The organism is Dehalobacter sp. 12DCB1, from assembly GCF_004343605.1.
GTDB lineage: Bacteria > Bacillota > Desulfitobacteriia > Desulfitobacteriales > Syntrophobotulaceae > Dehalobacter.
Window position 1 is genome coordinate 179933 of record NZ_POSF01000002.1, and the last position, 20044, is coordinate 199976.

General features: G+C 45.4%; 19 protein-coding genes. 14 read left to right on the forward strand and 5 right to left on the reverse strand.

What is annotated here, in order from left to right; translation table 11 throughout:
• Positions 1–7: 7 nt before the first annotated feature.
• Genes C1I38_RS01520 through C1I38_RS01535 form a run of 4 tightly spaced genes read right to left on the reverse strand, consistent with a single transcriptional unit; the run spans position 8 to position 2998 of the window.
• Positions 8–769: an energy-coupling factor transporter transmembrane component T gene (locus C1I38_RS01520; RefSeq protein ID WP_119775537.1), complete on the reverse strand. Its 762-nt coding sequence runs from the start codon at positions 767–769 to the stop codon at positions 8–10.
• Positions 766–1566 carry an ABC transporter ATP-binding protein gene (locus C1I38_RS01525; protein WP_119775538.1) on the reverse strand — a complete coding sequence of 267 codons (801 nt, stop codon included), beginning with the start codon at positions 1564–1566 and terminating at the stop codon, positions 766–768. The genes C1I38_RS01520 and C1I38_RS01525 overlap by 4 nt, the downstream gene beginning before the upstream one ends.
• A complete protein-coding gene (locus C1I38_RS01530; protein ID WP_119775540.1) occupies positions 1553–2404 on the reverse strand; it encodes an ATP-binding cassette domain-containing protein in 852 nt (283 codons plus the stop codon). The genes C1I38_RS01525 and C1I38_RS01530 overlap by 14 nt, the downstream gene beginning before the upstream one ends.
• 48 nt (positions 2405–2452) lie before the next feature.
• Positions 2453–2998: a tryptophan transporter gene (locus tag C1I38_RS01535; RefSeq protein WP_119775541.1), complete on the reverse strand. Its 546-nt coding sequence runs from the start codon at positions 2996–2998 to the stop codon at positions 2453–2455.
• 715 nt (positions 2999–3713) lie between these two features.
• On the opposite strand from C1I38_RS01535, the gene spoIIID reads away from it, so the two are divergent.
• From spoIIID to C1I38_RS01550, 3 genes are all read left to right on the forward strand, one after another.
• Positions 3714–3968: a sporulation transcriptional regulator SpoIIID gene (gene spoIIID, locus C1I38_RS01540; RefSeq protein WP_015044900.1), complete on the forward strand. Its 255-nt coding sequence runs from the start codon at positions 3714–3716 to the stop codon at positions 3966–3968.
• Positions 3969–4192: 224 nt separating this feature from the next.
• Positions 4193–5182: a rod shape-determining protein MreB gene (gene mreB / locus C1I38_RS01545; RefSeq protein ID WP_020492013.1), complete on the forward strand. Its 990-nt coding sequence runs from the start codon at positions 4193–4195 to the stop codon at positions 5180–5182.
• A 17-nt stretch (positions 5183–5199) separates the two neighbouring features.
• A complete protein-coding gene (locus tag C1I38_RS01550; RefSeq protein ID WP_119775543.1) occupies positions 5200–5931 on the forward strand; it encodes a WecB/TagA/CpsF family glycosyltransferase in 732 nt (243 codons plus the stop codon).
• Positions 5932–6076: 145 nt separating this feature from the next.
• Here C1I38_RS01550 and C1I38_RS01555 read toward each other — a convergent pair whose 3' ends face one another.
• On the reverse strand, positions 6077–7201 hold the full coding sequence (locus C1I38_RS01555; RefSeq protein WP_119775544.1) for a glycosyltransferase: 1125 nt from the start codon (positions 7199–7201) through the stop codon (positions 6077–6079).
• Between the two features lie 98 nt (positions 7202–7299).
• Between C1I38_RS01555 and C1I38_RS01560 the strand changes: the two genes are divergently transcribed.
• From C1I38_RS01560 to ftsX, 11 genes are all read left to right on the forward strand, one after another.
• Positions 7300–8526: a hypothetical protein gene (locus C1I38_RS01560; RefSeq protein WP_119775546.1), complete on the forward strand. Its 1227-nt coding sequence runs from the start codon at positions 7300–7302 to the stop codon at positions 8524–8526.
• Between the two features lie 59 nt (positions 8527–8585).
• Positions 8586–8957, forward strand: coding sequence for a hypothetical protein (locus C1I38_RS01565; RefSeq protein ID WP_026156405.1), 372 nt, complete (start codon positions 8586–8588; stop codon positions 8955–8957).
• Between the two features lie 10 nt (positions 8958–8967).
• Positions 8968–10761, forward strand: a complete 1794-nt coding sequence (locus tag C1I38_RS01570; RefSeq protein WP_119775547.1) for a DEAD/DEAH box helicase family protein — start codon at positions 8968–8970, stop codon at positions 10759–10761.
• Positions 10754–11476 carry a ComF family protein gene (locus C1I38_RS01575; RefSeq protein WP_119775549.1) on the forward strand — a complete coding sequence of 241 codons (723 nt, stop codon included), beginning with the start codon at positions 10754–10756 and terminating at the stop codon, positions 11474–11476. The genes C1I38_RS01570 and C1I38_RS01575 overlap by 8 nt, the downstream gene beginning before the upstream one ends.
• A 504-nt stretch (positions 11477–11980) precedes the next feature.
• Positions 11981–12511 carry a ribosome-associated translation inhibitor RaiA gene (gene raiA / locus C1I38_RS01580; protein ID WP_020492020.1) on the forward strand — a complete coding sequence of 177 codons (531 nt, stop codon included), beginning with the start codon at positions 11981–11983 and terminating at the stop codon, positions 12509–12511.
• 154 nt (positions 12512–12665) lie between these two features.
• Complete coding sequence (gene secA, locus C1I38_RS01585; protein WP_119775550.1) at positions 12666–15176, forward strand: preprotein translocase subunit SecA; 2511 nt, start codon at positions 12666–12668, stop codon at positions 15174–15176.
• Positions 15177–15246: 70 nt separating this feature from the next.
• A protein-coding gene (gene prfB / locus C1I38_RS01590; protein ID WP_243103696.1) for a peptide chain release factor 2 occupies positions 15247–16354 on the forward strand; the annotation gives its coding sequence in 2 pieces (ribosomal slippage) (positions 15247–15315 and positions 15317–16354; 1107 coding nt in all).
• A 45-nt stretch (positions 16355–16399) separates the two neighbouring features.
• A complete protein-coding gene (locus tag C1I38_RS01595; protein WP_119775552.1) occupies positions 16400–17212 on the forward strand; it encodes a transketolase in 813 nt (270 codons plus the stop codon).
• On the forward strand, positions 17212–18177 hold the full coding sequence (locus tag C1I38_RS01600; RefSeq protein ID WP_119775553.1) for a transketolase family protein: 966 nt from the start codon (positions 17212–17214) through the stop codon (positions 18175–18177). Before C1I38_RS01595 ends, C1I38_RS01600 begins: the two co-directional genes overlap by 1 nt.
• 257 nt (positions 18178–18434) lie before the next feature.
• A complete protein-coding gene (ftsE, locus tag C1I38_RS01605) occupies positions 18435–19121 on the forward strand; it encodes a cell division ATP-binding protein FtsE (protein WP_020492025.1) in 687 nt (228 codons plus the stop codon).
• Positions 19111–19995 carry a permease-like cell division protein FtsX gene (ftsX, locus tag C1I38_RS01610; protein WP_119775555.1) on the forward strand — a complete coding sequence of 295 codons (885 nt, stop codon included), beginning with the start codon at positions 19111–19113 and terminating at the stop codon, positions 19993–19995. The genes ftsE and ftsX overlap by 11 nt, the downstream gene beginning before the upstream one ends.
• Positions 19996–20044: the final 49 nt, after the last annotated feature.

The window sequence follows — 20044 nt, forward strand, 5'->3', positions numbered from 1 at the left end:
CAGCTTTCTAAAGAATGACTGCCAAAGTTACGAGTAATACGGATGCCCCTAAGGATATAAAATCTCCTGATCTGAAGGCGTAGTACTTATACCCGCTGCCCTTTTTGCGACAGTAGAAGCCGCGAAGCTCAACGGAGATCGCCCCACCCTCAATCCGTTTGACGGAGGAAATTAGAAGCGGTACACACAGCGGCAGAAGAAGCCGTATTTTCTTAAAGAAATTTTTCGTATCGAATTCGACGCCGCGGGCTGTCTGCGCTTCCATGATACCTGCCATTTCGTTTGAAAAAATTGGAATAAAGCGAATGGCTGTCATCAACGCAAACGCATATTTATAGGGAATCCTGAGCCGCTCCACCAGCACGTTAGAAAGATCGTTCATCGGGGTGACCGAGAGCATCAGCGCCAGTGGCATTGTCGCGGCAAGCAGTCGCAAAACAAATAGCAGCGAAAACGATAAACCCTTGTCAGTGATCATAAGATGAAGCGGAAGACTCAGCAGGACGATACCATCTCTCACGAACAAGATCTGTAGCACAAATAGAACCACGGAAAATTTAAGCAACGCTTTCAGCATTCGGATGGAACGGTTAAATACACCTGCTGAAGCAGCAAGTAGCAAATTCAGCACAATAATAGCGATTACATAAAGATGTAGGTCACTGATAAAGCATGAGACACAGAGAATAAGCGAAAGTAGCAGTTTGGTCAGCGGATTAAGGCGGTGCAAAAAGGAGTTGCCGGGAACATAATCTAAAAAGCCTGTCATCTTTTGCACCTGCTTTCAATTCTTTCCACCATCTGCGTGACAGTAAATATATTTTTAAAATGCTCGCCTAAACGCAGTGCGAGCGCAGGGATCTGAGCAGGAGCTACGGAAGCGGCAGCCAGCATATCAAGATGGGTCATCATCGCAGCGGTATCGCCGTCTCCGAGAAGTTTTCCTCCGCTTACTACGAGCACCCGTTTGGCATAATCCTGGACGAGTTCCATATCATGAGTGACCATGATGATGGTGGTTCCATTCTCATTAAGTTCCCGGATCAGCTTCATAATATGAGTACATTCACTGTAATCCAGCCCTGTTGTCGGTTCATCGAGAATAAGCACCTCTGGCCTACAGGCTAGAACAGAAGCCAGTGTCACCCGCTGGCGGTCGCCTCGGCTAAGCGTGAACGGGTCGGCATTTCCGTCTAAGCCGAATTGCCCGATCATGTCTTCACAGCGTTCCTGGCGCAAGTCGACATCATCAAGCACGCATTCGAGTCCAAACATAATTTCACCGCGGATGGTATTTTGGCAAATCTGGCGGTCAGGGTTTTGAAACAGAAACCCAATCAATTTAGCAAGGCTGCTGGTGCGTGTCGTTCGGGTATCATTACCGTTGACCGTCACCCGTCCCGCTGAGGGTTTCAGGAGTCCGTTGCAGAGCTTACTGAGCGTTGATTTACCCGCACCGTTTTCGCCAATGACAGCCGCAAAATCTCCCTTATTGACCTGGAATGAAACATCGCCGATTACAGGGCTGGAGCCATAGGTAAAACTGACATGCTCAAATATGATCATACTTAAGCACCTCATTTACCATTTTCTCAGCCTCATCCAAATTCAGAGGCAGTTCTCCGTGGTAAAGTCCTTTGTTGATCAGCAGGTTGGCCAGGGTCACAATCCTGGGGACATTGACGCCGATTTGTTCAAGGTCTGTACTGTTCTGGAGTACCTGCCGCACAGGTCCCTGATGCAGAATCTCTCCATCATGCATCACAACAAGCCGGTTGACGTACTCACATAAAAGCATAATTTTTTGTTCAACGACAATGATCGTCATGCCATAATCTTTATTTAGCGTCCGAAGCATCTGGAAAATTTGCATGCTGCTCTGTGGGTCAAGTTCACCGGTAGGTTCATCGAGAAGAAGGACAGATGGACGGAGCGCAACGATAGCAGCAATAGCAACCTTTTGTTTTTGTCCTCCCGATAGAGTATGGATGCTGCGGTATCGCAGACCGGCGATCCCAATCGTATCTAGGGCTTCATTTACACGGGTTTCAATTTCTTCACGCGGTATGCCAAAGTTCTCAAGCCCGAAGAGTAGTTCATCTTCAACGACAGAGGCTACCATCTGACCATCAATATCCTGAAATACACTGCCAATAAAAGAAGATAGCTGTTCAGGATGAACCTCAACGGTATCCACATCGTCGACAATAACACTGCCATAAAAATCACCCGTGAAATGATGGGGAACAATTCCGTTCAGTGTGTAGGTCAGGGTCGACTTGCCGGCGCCGCTGCTTCCGATGATGCCTACAAAGTCGCCTTTGTTAATACGAAGGTTAATATTTTTTAGGGCGGAGCGGTGACTGCCTTTATATTTAAAAGTGAGATCGTTGATTACTATCATTGCGTAATGGTCCTTTCACGACAAAACAGATAAAGTGGTTTAAGGTTCTTATTTTTTAAGGGCAAGCTTCAACGGAATATAGAGCACTTGGACAATGATTGCATTGATGGCTGCCGTTCCAAAAATGATCGCCAGAAAGATTGCCAGCGGAGTAGGTTTAATATCTGCACCGGTGTAATACATCAGATACATAATTCCAACAAACGAAAAACCGCTGACAAGGGTAGAAAAAAATGTGGCAACAATTGGTTTAAAAGAAATTTTACCAATGTTCATCGGTATCAGAATAAGCAGTGATATTGCAATCGCTCCAAGCAGTTCGCTGGCAAAGTTAATGTAGGGCTGCCCCGGGAAGAACTGACAGATCGCACCGGCCAGAAGCCCGATAATGGCCGCTTCGCGCAAACGGGGTTTAATAAGCAGGATAATCAGACAGTACATCGCGATAATGAAGTTCGGCTTCATGCCGAAGTTAATAACCGAGCCTACAAAAAATTTGAGTACCGCTCCTGCTGCGAGCAAAACGCCGATAAGGAGAAGATCTGATACGGTAAGCCCTTTTTTATTTTCGGTAAGAACGACTCTTTTTTCCATGATAAGCATCCTTTCTGCACATTTATTCTTTTTTCATTTGCCGCCCATGCCAGCGGTTTCGGTGTTTAGTTGGTATAATCGTGACATCGCGGCATAAGGCCGTCCATGGCAAATAAAAAAGTCTGTCCTTACGAAACAAGGACAGACATAAATATCTGCGGTACCACCTTCATTGATTAGTCCAAAACGGACAAATCCACTCTTACAAAAATGCCAACACATTTTCTGCCATTAACGCAGGCCTTCGTCTCAGATACTCGGGAGAAAATACCCTTTCACCTTGCCCTCAGTGGTCCATTTGCCAAGTTGCATTTCCGCAGGGTTTCCACCATTCCCCGCTCTCTGGAGGCGCATACCTTCGGTTTGATCTCCACTTCAATGGTTTTAGTAGATTATTCAGCTCAGCAGAGCGTAACATAGAAAAGTTTTCTTGTCAATATAAAATAATGGATTTTACGGATTAAGCGGATCAGAAATTGTTGCTGTAAAATGTTTGGGCTCTAGAAATTTGGATAGCTTAAAAAAGGAATTCTAAATAAATGGTCAGCTGTGATCTGAACTTCTTTCGGCATTTCAAGACTGTGCGAGGAGTTCTCTGCCTGCGAATCAGTGTACATTATTTACCAGTAAGGGACATCCTCTTTAGGATGTCTTTTTCATTTGTACCAGCATATAAATGAACTAAAACATTGCAGGTACAAAGGGGAGAGGGAGAGTGCAGGAACATATCAAAAGAAGAGCTTTAGATATTGGCAACTATATTATAGAATCAAGCTGTACAGTGCGGCAGACCGCACAAATATTCGGGGTATCCAAGTCGACGGTACATAAAGATGTAACAGAAAGATTGCCGTTGATTAACAAACGGCTTTCCTCTCAGGTCAAGCATGTCCTTGAAAGCAATAAAGCCGAGAGGCATATTCGGGGAGGAGAAGCAACCAAGAAGAAATACATGCATACGGAGGATTAGCTCCTGAAAGACCAGTCAGAAAATATAGGTCGTAAAAAACGGAAAGAAAGAGGAAAACATAAAATTACATCGAATAATATGAACGGAGTCATGAAAAAAATCTCCCCTAAAGGGAGATTTAATTTTAGCTGCCGCCCTGCATGTTAAAGCTTGGCGTCTGCCAAGTCTTTCTTATTTTCATGGGACAAGCCAATAGAATTGTGGAGTGAAAGGGGCAACACCTGATGTTTGGGACTGATCTTGGGATTGATTTAGGCACGGCGAGTGTTCTGGTCTATGCACAAGGCAGGGGTATCGTTTTGCACGAGCCTTCGGTCGTTGCGATTGATAAGAGCACAGGTAGAAGAATTGCGGTGGGGGAAGAGGCCAGAATGATGATTGGCAGGACTCCCGGAAGCATTACGGCTATCAGGCCGATGAGGGATGGAGTCATTGCAGATTATCAGACTACCGAAATCATGTTGAAATATTTACTCAAAAAAGCAGGAATAAAAAACTGGCCTTTTTTAAAAAATAGAGTTGTTGTCTGTATACCGTCGGGAGTCACCGAAGTTGAAGAAAGGGCTGTAAGACAAGCTGCTATGAAAGCCGGTGCCGGACAGGTCAAAGTAATTGAGGAACCTTATGCAGCTGCCCTGGGGGCTGGTATGGATATATACGGGCCCGAAGGAAACATGATCGTCGATATCGGCGGCGGAACGACAGATATTGCAGTAATCAGCCTGGGTGGAATCGTAACCAAAAAAAGCATCCGCATGGGCGGGGATAAACTGGATGAATCTATTATCAGGTTTATTCGGAGAGAATTCAATTTGATGATCGGGGAAAGAACAGCGGAAGATATCAAAATCAGAGTCGGCTGCGCCGTTCCGGAAGGGAAAACAGACGGCGCAGAGATCGATGTTAGAGGAAGGGATCTCATCACCGGACTCCCGAAGACCATTACGGTAGATTCAAAAATAACATATAAAGCGATGGAAGAATCACTGGAAGTAATTATAGCCGGAGTTAAAGATGTTCTGGAGCGTACGCCGCCGGAACTCGCTGCGGATATTATGAACAGAGGAATCGTACTCACCGGTGGAGGATCGATGGTGAATTCCCTGGATTTGAGGATTTCTAAGGAGACGGGACTTATTGTTACCCTTGCCGATCATCCGATTTCCTGTGTTGCTTTAGGGACAGGTAAAGTCCTTAAAAACAGTTTTAAGTGAGAATCCCGAGGATCAGAATGAAATCATTAGAAATATTGGGAACGCGTATCGACTCGGTTGGTTTGCATGACTGTCTTGAAGCCATCGAACACACAATTTCGCTGGGGCAGGAACTTCGGATTGTAACCGCAAATCCCGAATTAATTTATAAAGCTGAACATGATGCCGGTCTTCGGAAAGTCATCAATTCAGCTGGTCTTGTCGTACCGGATGGGGTAGGCGTCGTTTGGGCTGCTCGAAAACTTGGTTACCCGGTCAAAGAAAGAGTAACGGGCATCGACCTGACAGCAGGGATTTTCGGGGAAAGCAACCGTCACGGATGGAGAATATTTCTGTTGGGCGCGAAGCCGGGCATTGCGGAAAAAGTTATTCGGCAGCAGAGCCTGGGGTATCCGGAGATAGCCTTGGCGTGCCATCATGGCTATTTTACGCAGGCAGAAGAGCCCGAGATGATTGAGCAGATCAGGCAATTTGCACCGGATATTCTTTTGATTGGCTTGGGCGCCCCCAGGCAGGAATACTGGAATCATCAACATCCAGGGCTGGCTAAAGTAAGTATGGGTGTCGGGGGGTCATTCGACGTAATGTCCGGAGAAGTGAAACGTGCCCCTGGGATATTCCGGCAATCAGGGCTGGAATGGCTTTACCGGCTAATTAGCGAACCGGGCCGGATAAAAAGGCAAGTCGTACTTCCAATGTACCTTCTAAGGGTTTTGAAACAGAAATATTTTCCGGAACGTGGCTCCTAAAATAACAGATTAAATTAGTTAATCTTTATCGGTATAATCGATAATAATTACGAATGATGAAGCCTACTCTCAGATCACAATCAGCCGAGTTCCAATCAGACTATAAACAAAAGCTAAGTGGCCGTTTTACAACGCACTTAGCTTATTAATTTTTCATTATTTTCTCATAAAAAGCTATCGTATCCTGAACCATTTTTTCAACGGAAAAGAGGCTTGCTTTTTGCCTGGATCTCGCAGTCATTTCGGCAGAAAAATCCCTGTCCTTGAGCACCTTGCTGCAGGCCAGCGCCAGCGCCGCAGGGTCAGCCGGTGGAACGAGCAGGGCTTCTTTGTGGTCTTCCAGAAGTTCAGGGATCCCGCCGACCTTGGAAGCTATAATCGGGATTCCGGCTTGAGCGGCTTCCAGTAAAACCAGTCCCATTCCTTCGCTCAGGGAAGGAAATACAAACAGATCCATCGCCGGCAGGGCCTGCCAGGCTGAAGGCAGGTAGCCGGTCAGCGTAAATGGAAGTCCGGAAAGCTTCAGCTGTTCGGTTAGTTGATCATGAAGGGGGCCTTCACCAATGATGAGCAGGTGAAGGTTAGGGATTTCCGTAGTCAGCAATTTCATTGCTTCAATCAGATAAGATTGTCCTTTCACCGGGTGCAGACGACCAATCGTTCCGATAACAAGACAATGATCCGGGATTGACCATTGTTCACGGAAGGTCTTGAGCATTTGGTCTGGTTGCGTGAATGTAAATATTTCACTACCGTTATAGATTACGTTTACCGGCAAAGTTAATCCTTTCCTGTTCAGCCGGATGGCGGCGGATTGGCTAAGACTGACGGATACCGCAATAATACCGGCAGACCAGGGCAGGGTGAGGTTATCGACCCAGAGAGAAATCCTGCCTTTGAGGGAAGACGGATAATCGTATTCCGGCAGGCTGTGGATGGTTGAAATGCAGGGAATTTTGGTGAGTCTCGCGACGATCCGCCCCAGAAGGTTACCCCTTGTGCCATGGGCATGGATTAACGCAATCTTATGTTTGCGGCAGAAAGCAATAATGGTAGGCAAAGGGGAGAGGTCAAAAGGGAACAGCATGGGGAATATTTCAGATGGGATGCCGAAAGACTGTGCGCATGATGCCAGCACAGAGCCCTTGGCCAGACATCCCAAAAAAGGATTCACGTTTTGCCTGTCCAGATTTTTCAGAAGATTCAGAACGTTCTGCTCAGCCCCCCCGATCTCGCCGCCCCCAATCAGATGAAGAACATTAATCGACATAGATTGCCTCCTCCAAAGCCTTTGGCATAATATTTCTCTGCTGTTATAAATATGATAGAGAAATATGATTGGACTTGCAAGTCCTGCGGAGGATTAAGGTGAATGACGGGAGGACAGAAAATTTCCTAAGTGTGTTTATGTTTTTGGGTATGATATGCCACGGGATTTTCTTTATCCGGGAGTGGCTTGTCTTGGGTGCTGTCTTAATATTCTACACGATTGTTCACTGGAAACAAGTTTGTCTTATAACGGTCGTCGCCAAAAATTTTTTTCGTAATCCGGTGAGCATTTTTTTGCTGCTGAGCCTTTTTTCGCTGGCGGGATTATTCAGTCCAGTCAGGGCAATTGACGGCTGGCTGGAAGCGTTCCGCTGGCTGGTATATTTATCCGTTTATTTATGGGGAATACAGCTGGCGGCTGCCGGGGAAGCAAATAGGTTTTTAAACAGAATGACATGGCTGACAATTTTGGCGGTGGTACTGTCCTGGCTGCCCGGAAGTGAAAATATCTGGCTGCCGCCTGGCCCGCCGGAAGAAGGGCGCTATGCCTTCTGTTTCGGATATCCAAATTCTGCTGCAGCTTTTCTTGTGTGCCAATTAATGGTAATATTGAGAAAAAGGAAATTTAACCCATTTTTCTTGTTGCTGCTGGGGATAAGTATTCTATCCACAGGATCAAGGGCTTCGGTGCTGCTGCTTTTGTTGTTTATTCCGATTCTATTGCTAAAAAAGAGAGCTTTAACTCAAAAGAATATTATAAATATGGGCAGCATCAGAACTGTAACCGAAAAGCGTTCTCAGGTGTCAGTCGGAATAATACTTTTTGTGTGTTTGATCATTGTCCTTTACCCTGCAGTTTCAAGTATACAGGTGCCCTTCAGTCATTTATGTTCCTGGACAAATACCAGCCTGGCGGAAAGAATTGCGTATTACGCTGACAGTATCCGGCTTGCCAGAGATGCATATTTTCTGCCGCAGGCGGGAGGATGGCTCGGTTTTTCCTTTATTCAAACCACTCCTTATTGGACATTGGATACCCATTCTTCATTTTGTCGGGTGCTTTTAAATCAGGGGATCATTGCCGTCTTGTTCTTAATGCTTTGGGCCTGGCAAGGACTTAGGAGCTTTGTCCAGGACCTTTGGAACGGGGATAATCTCGGAACGATCTGCACAAAAGCAGCAGCTCTATTTTTGGGACTGCACAGCCTGATTGATGTGGATATGTCTTTTGGGATGATCGGCATCTTGTTTTGGCTGCTGGTCGGGATGAATACCGGGGAAAAAGCAGAGAATCAGAAGAAGATAAGAACCGCCTTGCTTAGCTGAAGCATATGATAGGAATAATCAGAAGAATGAATGATTTACGGCAAAGGCAGGTCAGGTACATGATGCTTATCTATGGGGTATTGGTGGTAGGTTTGATTATTCTTTGGCTATGGGCAGGACAATATGAGTGGGAGCTTCCGGATGCCCTGTCTGAACGGATTGAGGCTTTTGGAACAAATAAATCGCGGCAGGTGAAGACAATCACTGACAATGTGATTTTGGCTATTGAGGCCAGGGAATTTGACCATGAGGATATTGAAAAAGAAATTTACATGGTCAGAAAAACACGAAACAGGCAGGAGGGGATGATTGTCAGCATAGAGCTGCCGCAGGAGAATGCCAATATTCCTAAAGACGAGCAGGAAAGAACCAAGACCCGTCTGGAAAGACGTTTTCCTGGCCTGATGGTTCAATATACTCAGAAAGGATAAGGACAAAAGCGTGCTTTTCTACATTTTAGCCAAAGACAATGAAGAATTCTGTTTTTCTCCACTGCCTTCTGCGGGCCTGATCCTGGGAGGGTGGACAAGGTATTTGAGCCCTGGGTTGCCGTTAGAAAAGCTGCTGGCCATCACAGCAGAGCTGCCTGATAAAAAACCAACAGTGCAACCAGTAAGCGCCCAACCAGCCACGCCGCCATTTTCACCGGTGCTGCCATCAGCACCAGTCATAAACAGGGACTTTGAAAATAAGCTTGCCCAAAAGCTAACAAAGCGTATGAAAAAAGAAAATATGGGTGTTCGAGAGAAGGTTTGGTGGCAGAATATTAGCCGGGAGGCCTTGCCGGAGGCATTCAATATTGAAGTACTGCAGAATGAAACCATATACCAAAAATTCCTAAGAATGGCGGAGGGCAGGCAGCTTGCCGAGAATGAGTTTTGGATTGTGGAGAAGGAGCTCGGCGTTAGTACGAAGGAACTTCTGGGCTTCATGCAAAAAGCTGTGCAGAGTGGAAATGCAGCGTGGCTGCCGATTTTTGAACAGGTTCGATCCACGTATTTCTGCCGGCGCTGCGGAAGCAGTCATTATGAAGAATGGCCATCACTGTATGGCGATACATATACCTGCCTTGACTGTCGGGAAATTGGACCGCTCAATTCTCTGCAAATTCTTTTTAGGCTTCATTCCGTCGATGTTGTGGGTCAAACACAGATGGATACGGATAAGTGTGAACCAGATCAAACTGTCCGGAATTATAGTCTGGAATTTACTTTTGCGCAGGAAAAGACAGCCGGAGAGCTTTGGCAGCAGGTGCACCGGCAAAAAGCAAAAGAAACGCTGCTTTGGGCCGCTTGCGGTGCTGGAAAAACAGAGGTTTGTTTCCCTTTAATCGACAGTTTTTTGCGTCAAAATAAGAAGGTTCTTTTTGCGGCACCTAGACAGGACGTTGTGCATGATGTCCAGCCTCGTTTGCAGAAAAATTTTTTGGAATACAATATCAAAATTCTAAGTGGAGCGCTGCCGCAGGATATGGAGCCCTCAAAGCTAACCGTCGCAACAACGCATCAGGTTCTGAGATTCTATCAGGCTTTTCACTTGATTATTCTTGATGAGACTGACGCCTATCCGTATGAAGGAAGCAGCGTCCTGGAATATGGAATCAGACAGGCGTTAAGGCCAGATGGGCAAATTATCTGTCTGACAGCGACACCATCTGCAAAAATTCTATCACGGGTCAAGAGCCGGGAATGCACGATTGTCAGACTCCCTGCTAGACATCATGGCTTTCCTGTTCCGGTCCCTGAATGGCAAAAAAATAGATTGACCGGGGATCGTTCGGTGGTTAAATTAAAAAAAATATTGCTGGAATTAATTACGGACGGTCCGATTCTGGTCTTTGTCCCCACAGTTGCGTTGGTTAAAGAATGGACGGGTGTGCTGAAAACAGCTTTTGGCGATCTGTGCGTGGAGGGAAGCTGGAGCTCAGATGCTGCAAGGAGAAAAAAAACCGTACTTTTCAGGCAGGGCGATATTGATATTTTTGTCTGTACATCCATTTTAGAAAGAGGCATAACCATCAAAGGTGTACAGGTTGCAGTTTTATTTGCGGATCATGCCCTCTATGATGCGAGGGCTTTGGTCCAGATGGCCGGCAGAACGGGCCGGAGTGCAGAATGTCCGGTTGGAAGAGCTGTTTTTATTTATGCCAAACAAACCCGGGCCATGATCGAGGCCAATCGCTGGATTCAGGACCAGAATAGGCTAGCTGAAGAATGGGGCTGTCTGAATGGTTGATCTATTCTCGAAACTTAAAGAAAACGCAGCGCTTTTGTGGTATGAAAAGACAGCGTATTGTCTGCTTTGCGGCAATGTATCAGCCGAACCGGTCTGTCTGATTTGTCAGCAGACCTACTTCTTTCCGGATTTGCCTCGCTGCGATTCTTGCGGCAAAATTCTTGCCGAGACCAAAACACGTTGCCGAAATTGTGAAACAGGAAAAGGCCCGAAAAGATTGGATAAGGTAACCTGCCTGGGTCATTACAAAGGTGCCTGGAAAGAACTGGTCCAGCAAATTAAATATAAGGGACAGCCATATTTGCTGGCGTCTCTGGCAGAAATGATCATACCATGGGTAATCCGCAGCTTGCCGCCTCCTGACCTAGTGATTCCGGTACCGATGCATCGGGACAGGCTGGCTCAAAGAGGATTCAATCAAGCAGAGGTGCTGGCCTCAATCATCAGTAGACAGCTGGTAATTCCCTATCAGAATCTGCTTGACCGAATGAAGGATACAATTCCTCAGACTACACTTGGACGCAGACAAAGGCTACGGAACCTCCGGGACGCCTTCTCAGTTAAACCCGATTACAGTGATCTCAGGGAAATTGTCTGGCTGATTGATGATGTGGTGACAACAGGCTCAACACTCGAAGAATGCGCCGGGGTACTAAAAAAGAATGGGGTAAAAAAGGTCTATGCTTTTTGTCTTGGCGCGGGTAAAGAAGAATAAGACAATTTGCCGAAGAAAAATTATTTTTTACAGAAAATTGCAGAATAAAGACAAAAATAGGACTATTGTACTAATCGATGGACTGCTCACAATTTTATCCACCAATAAAAATGAAAATATACGCCAAAAAGTAAAGTTATCAACATTATCCACAATTTGTTGTGTATAACTTCAATAAACCGAAATGCTAGTCTCATATTAACCCGAAATCCCATATATCCTGACGGCAAATTTTTCGCAATACTGCGTTATCTACTGTTTCTTGCTATCCATGGCACCGTGGTATTAGTCCATCCCTGGACGTCAGTGCGCCTGGGTATGCCTCGATCCTTCAATAGCCATGGATGGCCATTATATATCATTTTAAGGTTAACAAGATACTGCTTCTCAGGATGTTTTCAGTTTGTTAAGGTAATAATACTTCTAGACAAAGATAAAATATGGCAGGAATTTAATTAGAAAAGATGAATTATAATACTATATCAGGCGAAAGGGGTTGAGACTATGAATATCAATGTTCGAGGCAAGCAAATGAAAATAACGGACGCGCTGAAGGATTATGTTGAAAAAAGAGTCCGTAAGCTGGAGAAGTACTCCGATGATTTTCTCGATATTCAAGTCATGCTGTCCGTAGAAAAAGAACGTCAAAAAGTTGAGGTTACTGCCCCGCTGAACGGATTTCTCCTGAGAGGTGAGGAAGAAACAGATGATATGTATTCCTCCATCGACCTGGTAGTGGATAAGCTGGAACGCCAAATGGAAAAATACCGCAAGCGTATTGGGAAAAAGAGAATAAAATCCGCGAAGGAGGAGCCGAGCTATATCCTCGATGATGATGAAGAAATCTTTGATAATAATAGCATTGTAAAAACGAAAAAGTTTTCAGCTAAGCTTATGTCGATTGACGAAGCAGTGATGCAGATGGACCTGATCGGACATAATTTTTTCGTATTTGCCAATGCAGATACGGAGCAGATAAATATTGTTTACCGGCGCAAACACGGCGGTTATGGCTTACTGGAGCCGGAATACTAAAACAGATGAACGACTCAGGTTTATTAATCGCATATCCTGAGCAAAAAAGTGTCCCGCCTATGCGGGATATCTTTTTGCTCAGATTGAACCTTCAGTAAGACAGTGATAGAATAATCATATTAAGCACACCGCGCAAGGTGAAAGGTGGACCAAAATGGGTTTTTTAAAAAATTTGATTGATGACAACGCCAGAGATATAAAAAAGTACCAAAAGAAAGTTGATAAAATCAATCAGCTGGAACCATCTATACAGGTGCTCTCTGATGATGAACTCAGAGCAAAAACAGTAGAATTCAAGGAAAGACTGGAACAGGGCGAGACATTGGATGATCTTTTGCCGGAAGCCTTTGCAGTCGTCAGGGAGGCTTCAAAAAGAGTTCTCGGACAGCGGCACTATGATGTTCAGCTTATCGGCGGAATGGTCCTTCACGATGGAAGAATCGCTGAAATGAAGACAGGGGAAGGCAAAACGCTGGTTGCAACCTTGCCTACGTATCTAAATGCCTTAACCGGGCTGGGTGTCCATGTTGTGACGGTTAACGATTATCTGGCTACCCGTGATGCCAACTGGATGGGACAGGTTTATAACTTCCTTGGTTTATCCGTTGGTTTGATCGTGCATGGTCTTACGCACGAACAACGGCGGACTAGCTATAATGCCGACATTACGTATGGCACGAATAATGAATTCGGATTCGACTATCTAAGAGATAATATGTCCGTCAATCCTGCCGCTGTCGTCCAACGGGAGCTCAATTATGCCATTGTGGACGAAGTTGACTCGATTCTGATCGATGAAGCCAGGACACCACTGATTATTTCCGGAGAAGCTGATAAACCTACAGAGCTGTATTACCGAGTTGCAAAGGTTGTCCCCCGCCTTAAACCGGAGGAAGACTATCATGTTAATGAAAAAGACAGAGTTGTAACATTGACGGAGAATGGGGTATCCAGGGTTGAAACCATGCTTGGGGTGGATAACTTATACGATGACCTGCACAATGAAGTTGCGCATCACGTCAATCAGGCTTTGAAAGCGCATACCCTGTTCAAGCGTGACCGCGACTATGTGGTGAAGGATGGCCAGGTTATTATTGTTGATGAATTTACAGGCCGCTTAATGTTTGGACGCAGATACAGCGAGGGACTTCATCAAGCGATTGAAGCCAAGGAAAACGTCAAGATTGAGAGAGAGTCTCAGACGCTGGCAACCATTACGTTTCAAAACTTTTTTCGGATGTTTAAGAAACTTGGCGGCATGACTGGTACCGCGAAAACGGAAGAACAAGAATTTATTAATATTTACAGGTTGGACGTCGTAGAAGTGCCGACAAATCTTCCAATGGTCAGACAGGATCTGCCTGATGTTATCTACAGGACGGAAGAGGGCAAGTTTAACGCCGTAGTTGCGGACATTGCGGAGAAGAATGCCAAGAGTCAGCCAGTACTTGTTGGAACGATTTCCATTGAAAAATCCGAGAAGCTCAGCGACATGCTAAAAAAGAAAGGTGTTCCGCACCAGGTGCTAAATGCTAAGTTTCATGAACTGGAAGCCCAGATCGTCGCCAAGGCGGGGGAACCGGGTATGGTAACCATTGCAACCAATATGGCAGGCAGAGGAACAGATATTGTTCTTGGGGAAGGCGTCAAAGAACTTGGCGGATTGCATATTATCGGAACGGAAAGGCATGAATCCCGCCGGATTGATAATCAGCTGCGGGGACGTTCCGGACGTCAGGGTGACCCGGGATCTTCCCAGTTCTATATTTCGCTTGATGATGATTTGATGCGGCTTTTCGGTGGCGACAATATTGCAGGACTGATGGACAAACTCGGGATGGATGATAGTGTTCCTGTCGAATCCAGAATTGTGAGCCGCAGTATTGAAACAGCCCAAAAGAGAGTCGAAGGCAGAAACTTTGACATCCGTAAACACGTGCTGAATTATGACGATGTCATGAACAAGCAGCGTGAGATTATCTACTCACAGCGCAGATCCGTTCTTACAGGAGAAAACCTTAAGGAACAGGTAATGGAAATGATTGAAAAAGTCATTGCTGATACCATTGCACGTTACAGCGGAAACAGTCCGTATCCGGAAGAATGGGATATGGTCAGTTTCCTAGATTATGTCGACAATGTTATTTTACCTGATCATGAATTTACACCTGAACAGATTGGTAATTTAGCTAAAGAAGAAGTTGAAGAGCTATTGATTGACGGTATACATGAATTATATGAGAGCAGAGAAGCCCAGTACGGTTCAGAGCTTATGCGCCAAATTGAAAGAGCAGTAGTCCTTCAGGTTGTAGATACCCGTTGGAAGGAACACCTTGATGCGATGGACAGCCTTCGGGAGGGGATTGGTTTAAGAGCTTACGGACAGCGTGATCCGCTCCTTGAATACAAGAATGAAGCTTTTGATATGTTTCAGGGCATGGTAGAATCCATCCAGGAGGACGTCGCTACTTATATCCTGAGAGTAACGCCTCGGATTACAACGCAGGTCCCTGAACAGGCACAAAAGGTCTCAGAGAACCGTTATGAGGAAGAACAGGAACATATCAAAAAGCCCCGTAAAATCGGGGAGCAGATTGGCCGGAATGATCCCTGTCCTTGCGGAAGCGGGAAGAAATATAAAAAATGTTGCGGAATCAACAGCTAAATAAAGTATTGACAAAACAGATTTGTTTTACTTTAATAAGCTTTGGAAAAAATAATCTAGGGGTGGAAAAATGCTCACCGATTGGAAGAAAGAAATTGAGAATCTAAAAATGCGTTTAGCAGATTTGAGGGTTTCTCTTTGACGTTGCTGGCCGTCAGATAAAGATTGCCAAGCTTGAGGACGAACTCAACAAACCTGGCTTCTGGGATGACCCTTCTGCAGCGCAAAAGGTTATGCAGGAATTGACCCGAGAGAAGGATAAGGTTACGGTTCATCAACAGCTTCAGGAACAGATTGAGGACATTGCTGGGCTCTGGGAGCTGGCTGTAGAGGAAGACGATATCTCTTTGGAACCGGAAATTGAAAACACCATTGTTGAATTGAAAAACACGTTTGCTGATTTGGAGCTTGAGATCTTGCTCAGCGGGCCTTATGACCGTAATAATGCGATTATAACGTTGCATTCCGGTGCAGGCGGGACAGAATCCCAAGATTGGGTACAGATGCTGTACAGGATGTATGTACGCTGGGGTGAACGCCGGGGATTTAAAGTCGAGACGCTTGATCTTCTCCCGGGAGAAGAAGCAGGTATTAAAAGTGCGACATTTTCATTAGCCGGGGAAAATGCCTATGGCTATACCAAATGTGAGAAAGGGGTACACCGTCTGGTGCGTATCTCTCCTTTTGACGCCTCCGGACGGCGGCACACTTCCTTTGCCTCAGTCGATGTGATTCCCGAAGTCACTGATGATACGGAAATAACCATTGATGCTGAAGATTTAAAGGTGGACACGTACCGTTCAGGCGGAGCCGGCGGGCAGCATGTTAATAAAACGGACTCGGCAGTCCGGATCACCCATCTTCCTACCGGAATTATTGTTCAGTGTCAGAGCGAACGCTCACAGATTCAGAACAGGGCTTATTGCATGCGGGTTCTTCAGGCAAAGCTTTTAGAATTAAAGCGAAAACAACAGGAAGAGGAAATATCTGAGGTCCGTGGAGAGCAAAATGATATTGCCTGGGGGAGCCAGATTCGGTCTTATGTCTTTCATCCATACAGCATGGTTAAAGACCATCGGACCAGCTATGAAACTGGGAATGTCAATGCGGTGATGGACGGGGAAATTGATCCATTCATTTCGACGTACCTTCAGCATATCGTCGGACAGAATAAATAACTCGGAACAAAGGATCGGAACAAAGCAAAGGAGGACCCTTATAACATGTCACATTTAAAAAAAATCGCTTGCAGAATACGTCAGGACATCATCGAAATGCTGCTAAAAGCTAAATCAGGCCATCCTGGCGGCAGCCTTTCGGCCGCAGATATCCTTGCTGTCTTATATTTCCGAATCATGAATATTGATCCGGCCAATCCTGGATGGTCCGAGCGGGATCGTTTCGTGCTCAGTAAAGGGCATGCTGCCCCGGTACTATATGCAGCCTTGGCGGAGAAAGGATATTTTTCGCGCGAAGAACTGCAGCATCTTCGGCAGACCGGGCACTTTCTTCAGGGGCACCCGGATATGAAAAAGGTCCCGGGAGTCGATATGTCCACAGGTTCTCTGGGACAGGGTATTTCAGCGGCAGTCGGTATGGCCCTAGCCGGCAAAATGGATCAAAAAACCTACAAAGTATATTGCCTCGTAGGTGATGGTGAAATGAATGAGGGTCTGGTTTGGGAAGCGGCAATGGCGGCAGCCCATTATCAGCTCGATAATTTGATTGGCATTCTCGACTTTAACGGGCTTCAAATTGACGGGGCAACGGAAAAAGTCATGAATTCTTCTCCACTTGCCGACAAATGGAGAGCCTTTGGATGGAATGTTTTGGAGATTAATGGTCATGACATTCAAGCACTGACGGATACCCTGGAAGCAGCGAAACAAGTGCAGGGCAAACCGACAATGATTATCGCCAAAACCATTAAAGGAAAAGGGGTATCCTTTATGGAAAACCAGGCGGGCTGGCATGGAAATGCACCCAGTCCTGATCAAGCGGAAGCAGCCCTGGCTGAACTGAGAGGTGAAAACTAATGGCAGAGATGTTTGATCTGAATAAAGCGCAAAAAGTTGCAACAAGAGATGCCTACGGAAAAACGCTTGTGCAGCTTGGCGAGGAGAATAAGGATATTGTTGTTTTGGATGCCGATTTGTCCAAATCAACAAAAACGGCTGATTTTGCCAAGGTCTTTCCGGAGCGTTTTATCAACATGGGGATAGCCGAACAAAATTTAATGGGGGTTTCTGCAGGGCTGGCAGCGGCGGGCAAAATTCCTTTTGCGAGTACCTTTGCAATCTTTGCGACAGGAAGGGCCTTCGAACAGATCAGAAATTCCATCGCTTATCCGAAACTCAATGTGAAGATTGCGGCTACTCATGCGGGAATCAGTGTAGGTGAAGACGGTGCCTCCCACCAAGCGGTGGAGGATGTGGCGCTGATGCGTTCGGTGCCGAACATGACAGTACTGGTTCCTGCTGACGCAGAGGAAACGAGTCAGGTCATCAAAGCCGCTGCAGCTTACCAGGGTCCTGTCTATATTCGGCTCGGCAGACTGGCGTTACCGGTGCTCTTTGAGTCTGCTTCCTATCAGTTTGAGATTGGCAAGGCCAATGTACTGAAAGACGGCAAAGATGCTGTCATAATTGCAAATGGACTTATGGTGGCGGAAGCGCTGAAGGCCGCGAATGAACTTAGCGGGCAGGATTTCAATGTTGCGGTTGTCAATTGTGCTTCTGTTAAGCCGCTGGACAAACAGACCATTATCCAAATGGCGCAACGAACCGGAGCGGTTGTCACTGCAGAAGAGCATAGTATTATTGGCGGGCTTGGAAGTGCTGTGGCAGAAGTATTAAGCGAAAATTGTCCTGTTCCACTCTGCCGGATCGGGATCAATGATGTTTTTGGGGAGTCCGGTCGTCCGGATGAATTGCTGGTGAAATATCATCTTACAGCAAAAGACATTATCGAAGCTGTAAAACGAGTCATTGCCAAAAAATAAAGAGCTTCAGAACAAATATAAGCAGGATATTCCTAAAGAGGAGTATTCTGCTTTTTACTTTTGCTCAATTTGTTCTTTCAATTGCCGTCATTTGTCAATATATTCATTTTTTACACTATTCGTTTAACAATTGTGGAATGCATTTCTGAGATTTTGCCATTTTTCAGGAAATGTTTAATTTTTTTAGTTGTCTTAGACAGGAAAATAACACAAAATGTCGAAGAATTAAGTGTTAATAGGCTTCCGGAGGACAATGAATGATTAAGCTAAAGAATGTTTCTAAAATTTATCCGAATGGTGCCCGTGCTCTGTTCGGCGTCAATCTAGACGTTGCTAAGGGAGATTTTCTATTTCTGGTTGGTGCCAGCGGGGCTGGCAAATCGACACTGATCAAACTGCTCTACCGGGAAGAAATTGCCACGCGGGGACAGGTACTTATCGATAATGTTAATCTTGTCAGAATGTCTTCCAGCCATGTGCCATTGATCAGAAGAAAAATTGGTGTTATTTTTCAGGATTTCAAGCTGCTCCCGGCAAAAACCGTGTTTGAAAACGTTGCTTTTGCCCAGCAGGTTATTGGTAAAAGTATGAAAGAAACCAGAGATAATACGAATACGATTTTGGATTTGGTTGGCCTTGCTAAGAAAAAGAATGCCTTCCCTTCCGAACTTTCAGGAGGCGAACAACAGCGCGTTTGCATTGCCAGAGCGCTGGTCAACAAACCCGCTTTGCTGGTTGCGGATGAACCCACAGGGAATCTCGACGTCGATACTTCCTGGAGTATCATGGAACTGCTGAACCATGTCAATAAGCTGGGTACCACGGTCGTGATGGCAACACATGCCAGGTACATTATTGAACAAATGAATAAGAGGGTAATAAAGATTGAAGAAGGCAGGATTGTTGATGACAGCATAGAGGGGGCATATAAAATTGTCACTTAACTCAGCAAAATATGTTCTAATCCAGTCTCTGGTATCATTGAAACGAAATTTCTGGCTCAGTGCCGCATCCATTTTAACAGTGATGATTTCTTTAACAATCCTTGGTTATTCGGTTTTCTTTTTAGTCAACACATCGAACATTGCCGAGACTTTTGAATCCCAGGTAGAAATTGCCGTGTTTTTAAATGATCATCTGGAGACAGCACAAATTACCGATTTAAAAAGTCAGATTCAAAAACTTGAAGGTGTCGCAACCGTTACGGTTACCACTAAAGATCAGGCTATTATAGAATTTCAGGAATCTATGGGTTCCGACTCTCTTCTGGAGGATTTGGGCGGAGTGAACCCATTTCCGGATAAGATTACAATTACAACGACCGATGCCCGTCTCGTCAAAGACATCACTTCCCAGGTAAGTGGGTTAACCGGAGTCGAAAAAGTCCGTTATGGACAGGGCTTTGTTGAAAAACTGATTGTCTTTACTCAGTGGCTTCGCTGGGTTGGGATTGGCGTTGTTGCCGCATTTACCTGTGCTTCTTTCTTCTTAATTGTTTTAAATATTAAAACCAATGTAAATTCAAGAGAGAAAGAGATTCAAATCATGCGCCTGGTTGGTGCCAGCAAATCCTTTGTCCGTTGGCCTTTTATTATCGAAGGGATTGTCATCGGTATGGTCGGGGCAATCCTGGCCGTTGCGCTGGTTGGGTCTACCTATACTTGGCTCCTTCAGTATATTATATCGACCTTGAGTTTCCTGCCTGTTGTCAGCAGTCAACAGTTCATTATCAATGTGCTTTTGCTGATGGTTCTGGGCGGAGTTTCCATGGGATTTCTGGCAAGTGCGTTCTCTGTACGAAAATTTTTGAACCTTTAAAATAAGTTTTCTATGGTTTTAGACGTCAAAGGTTAACGAGCTTTGAGTT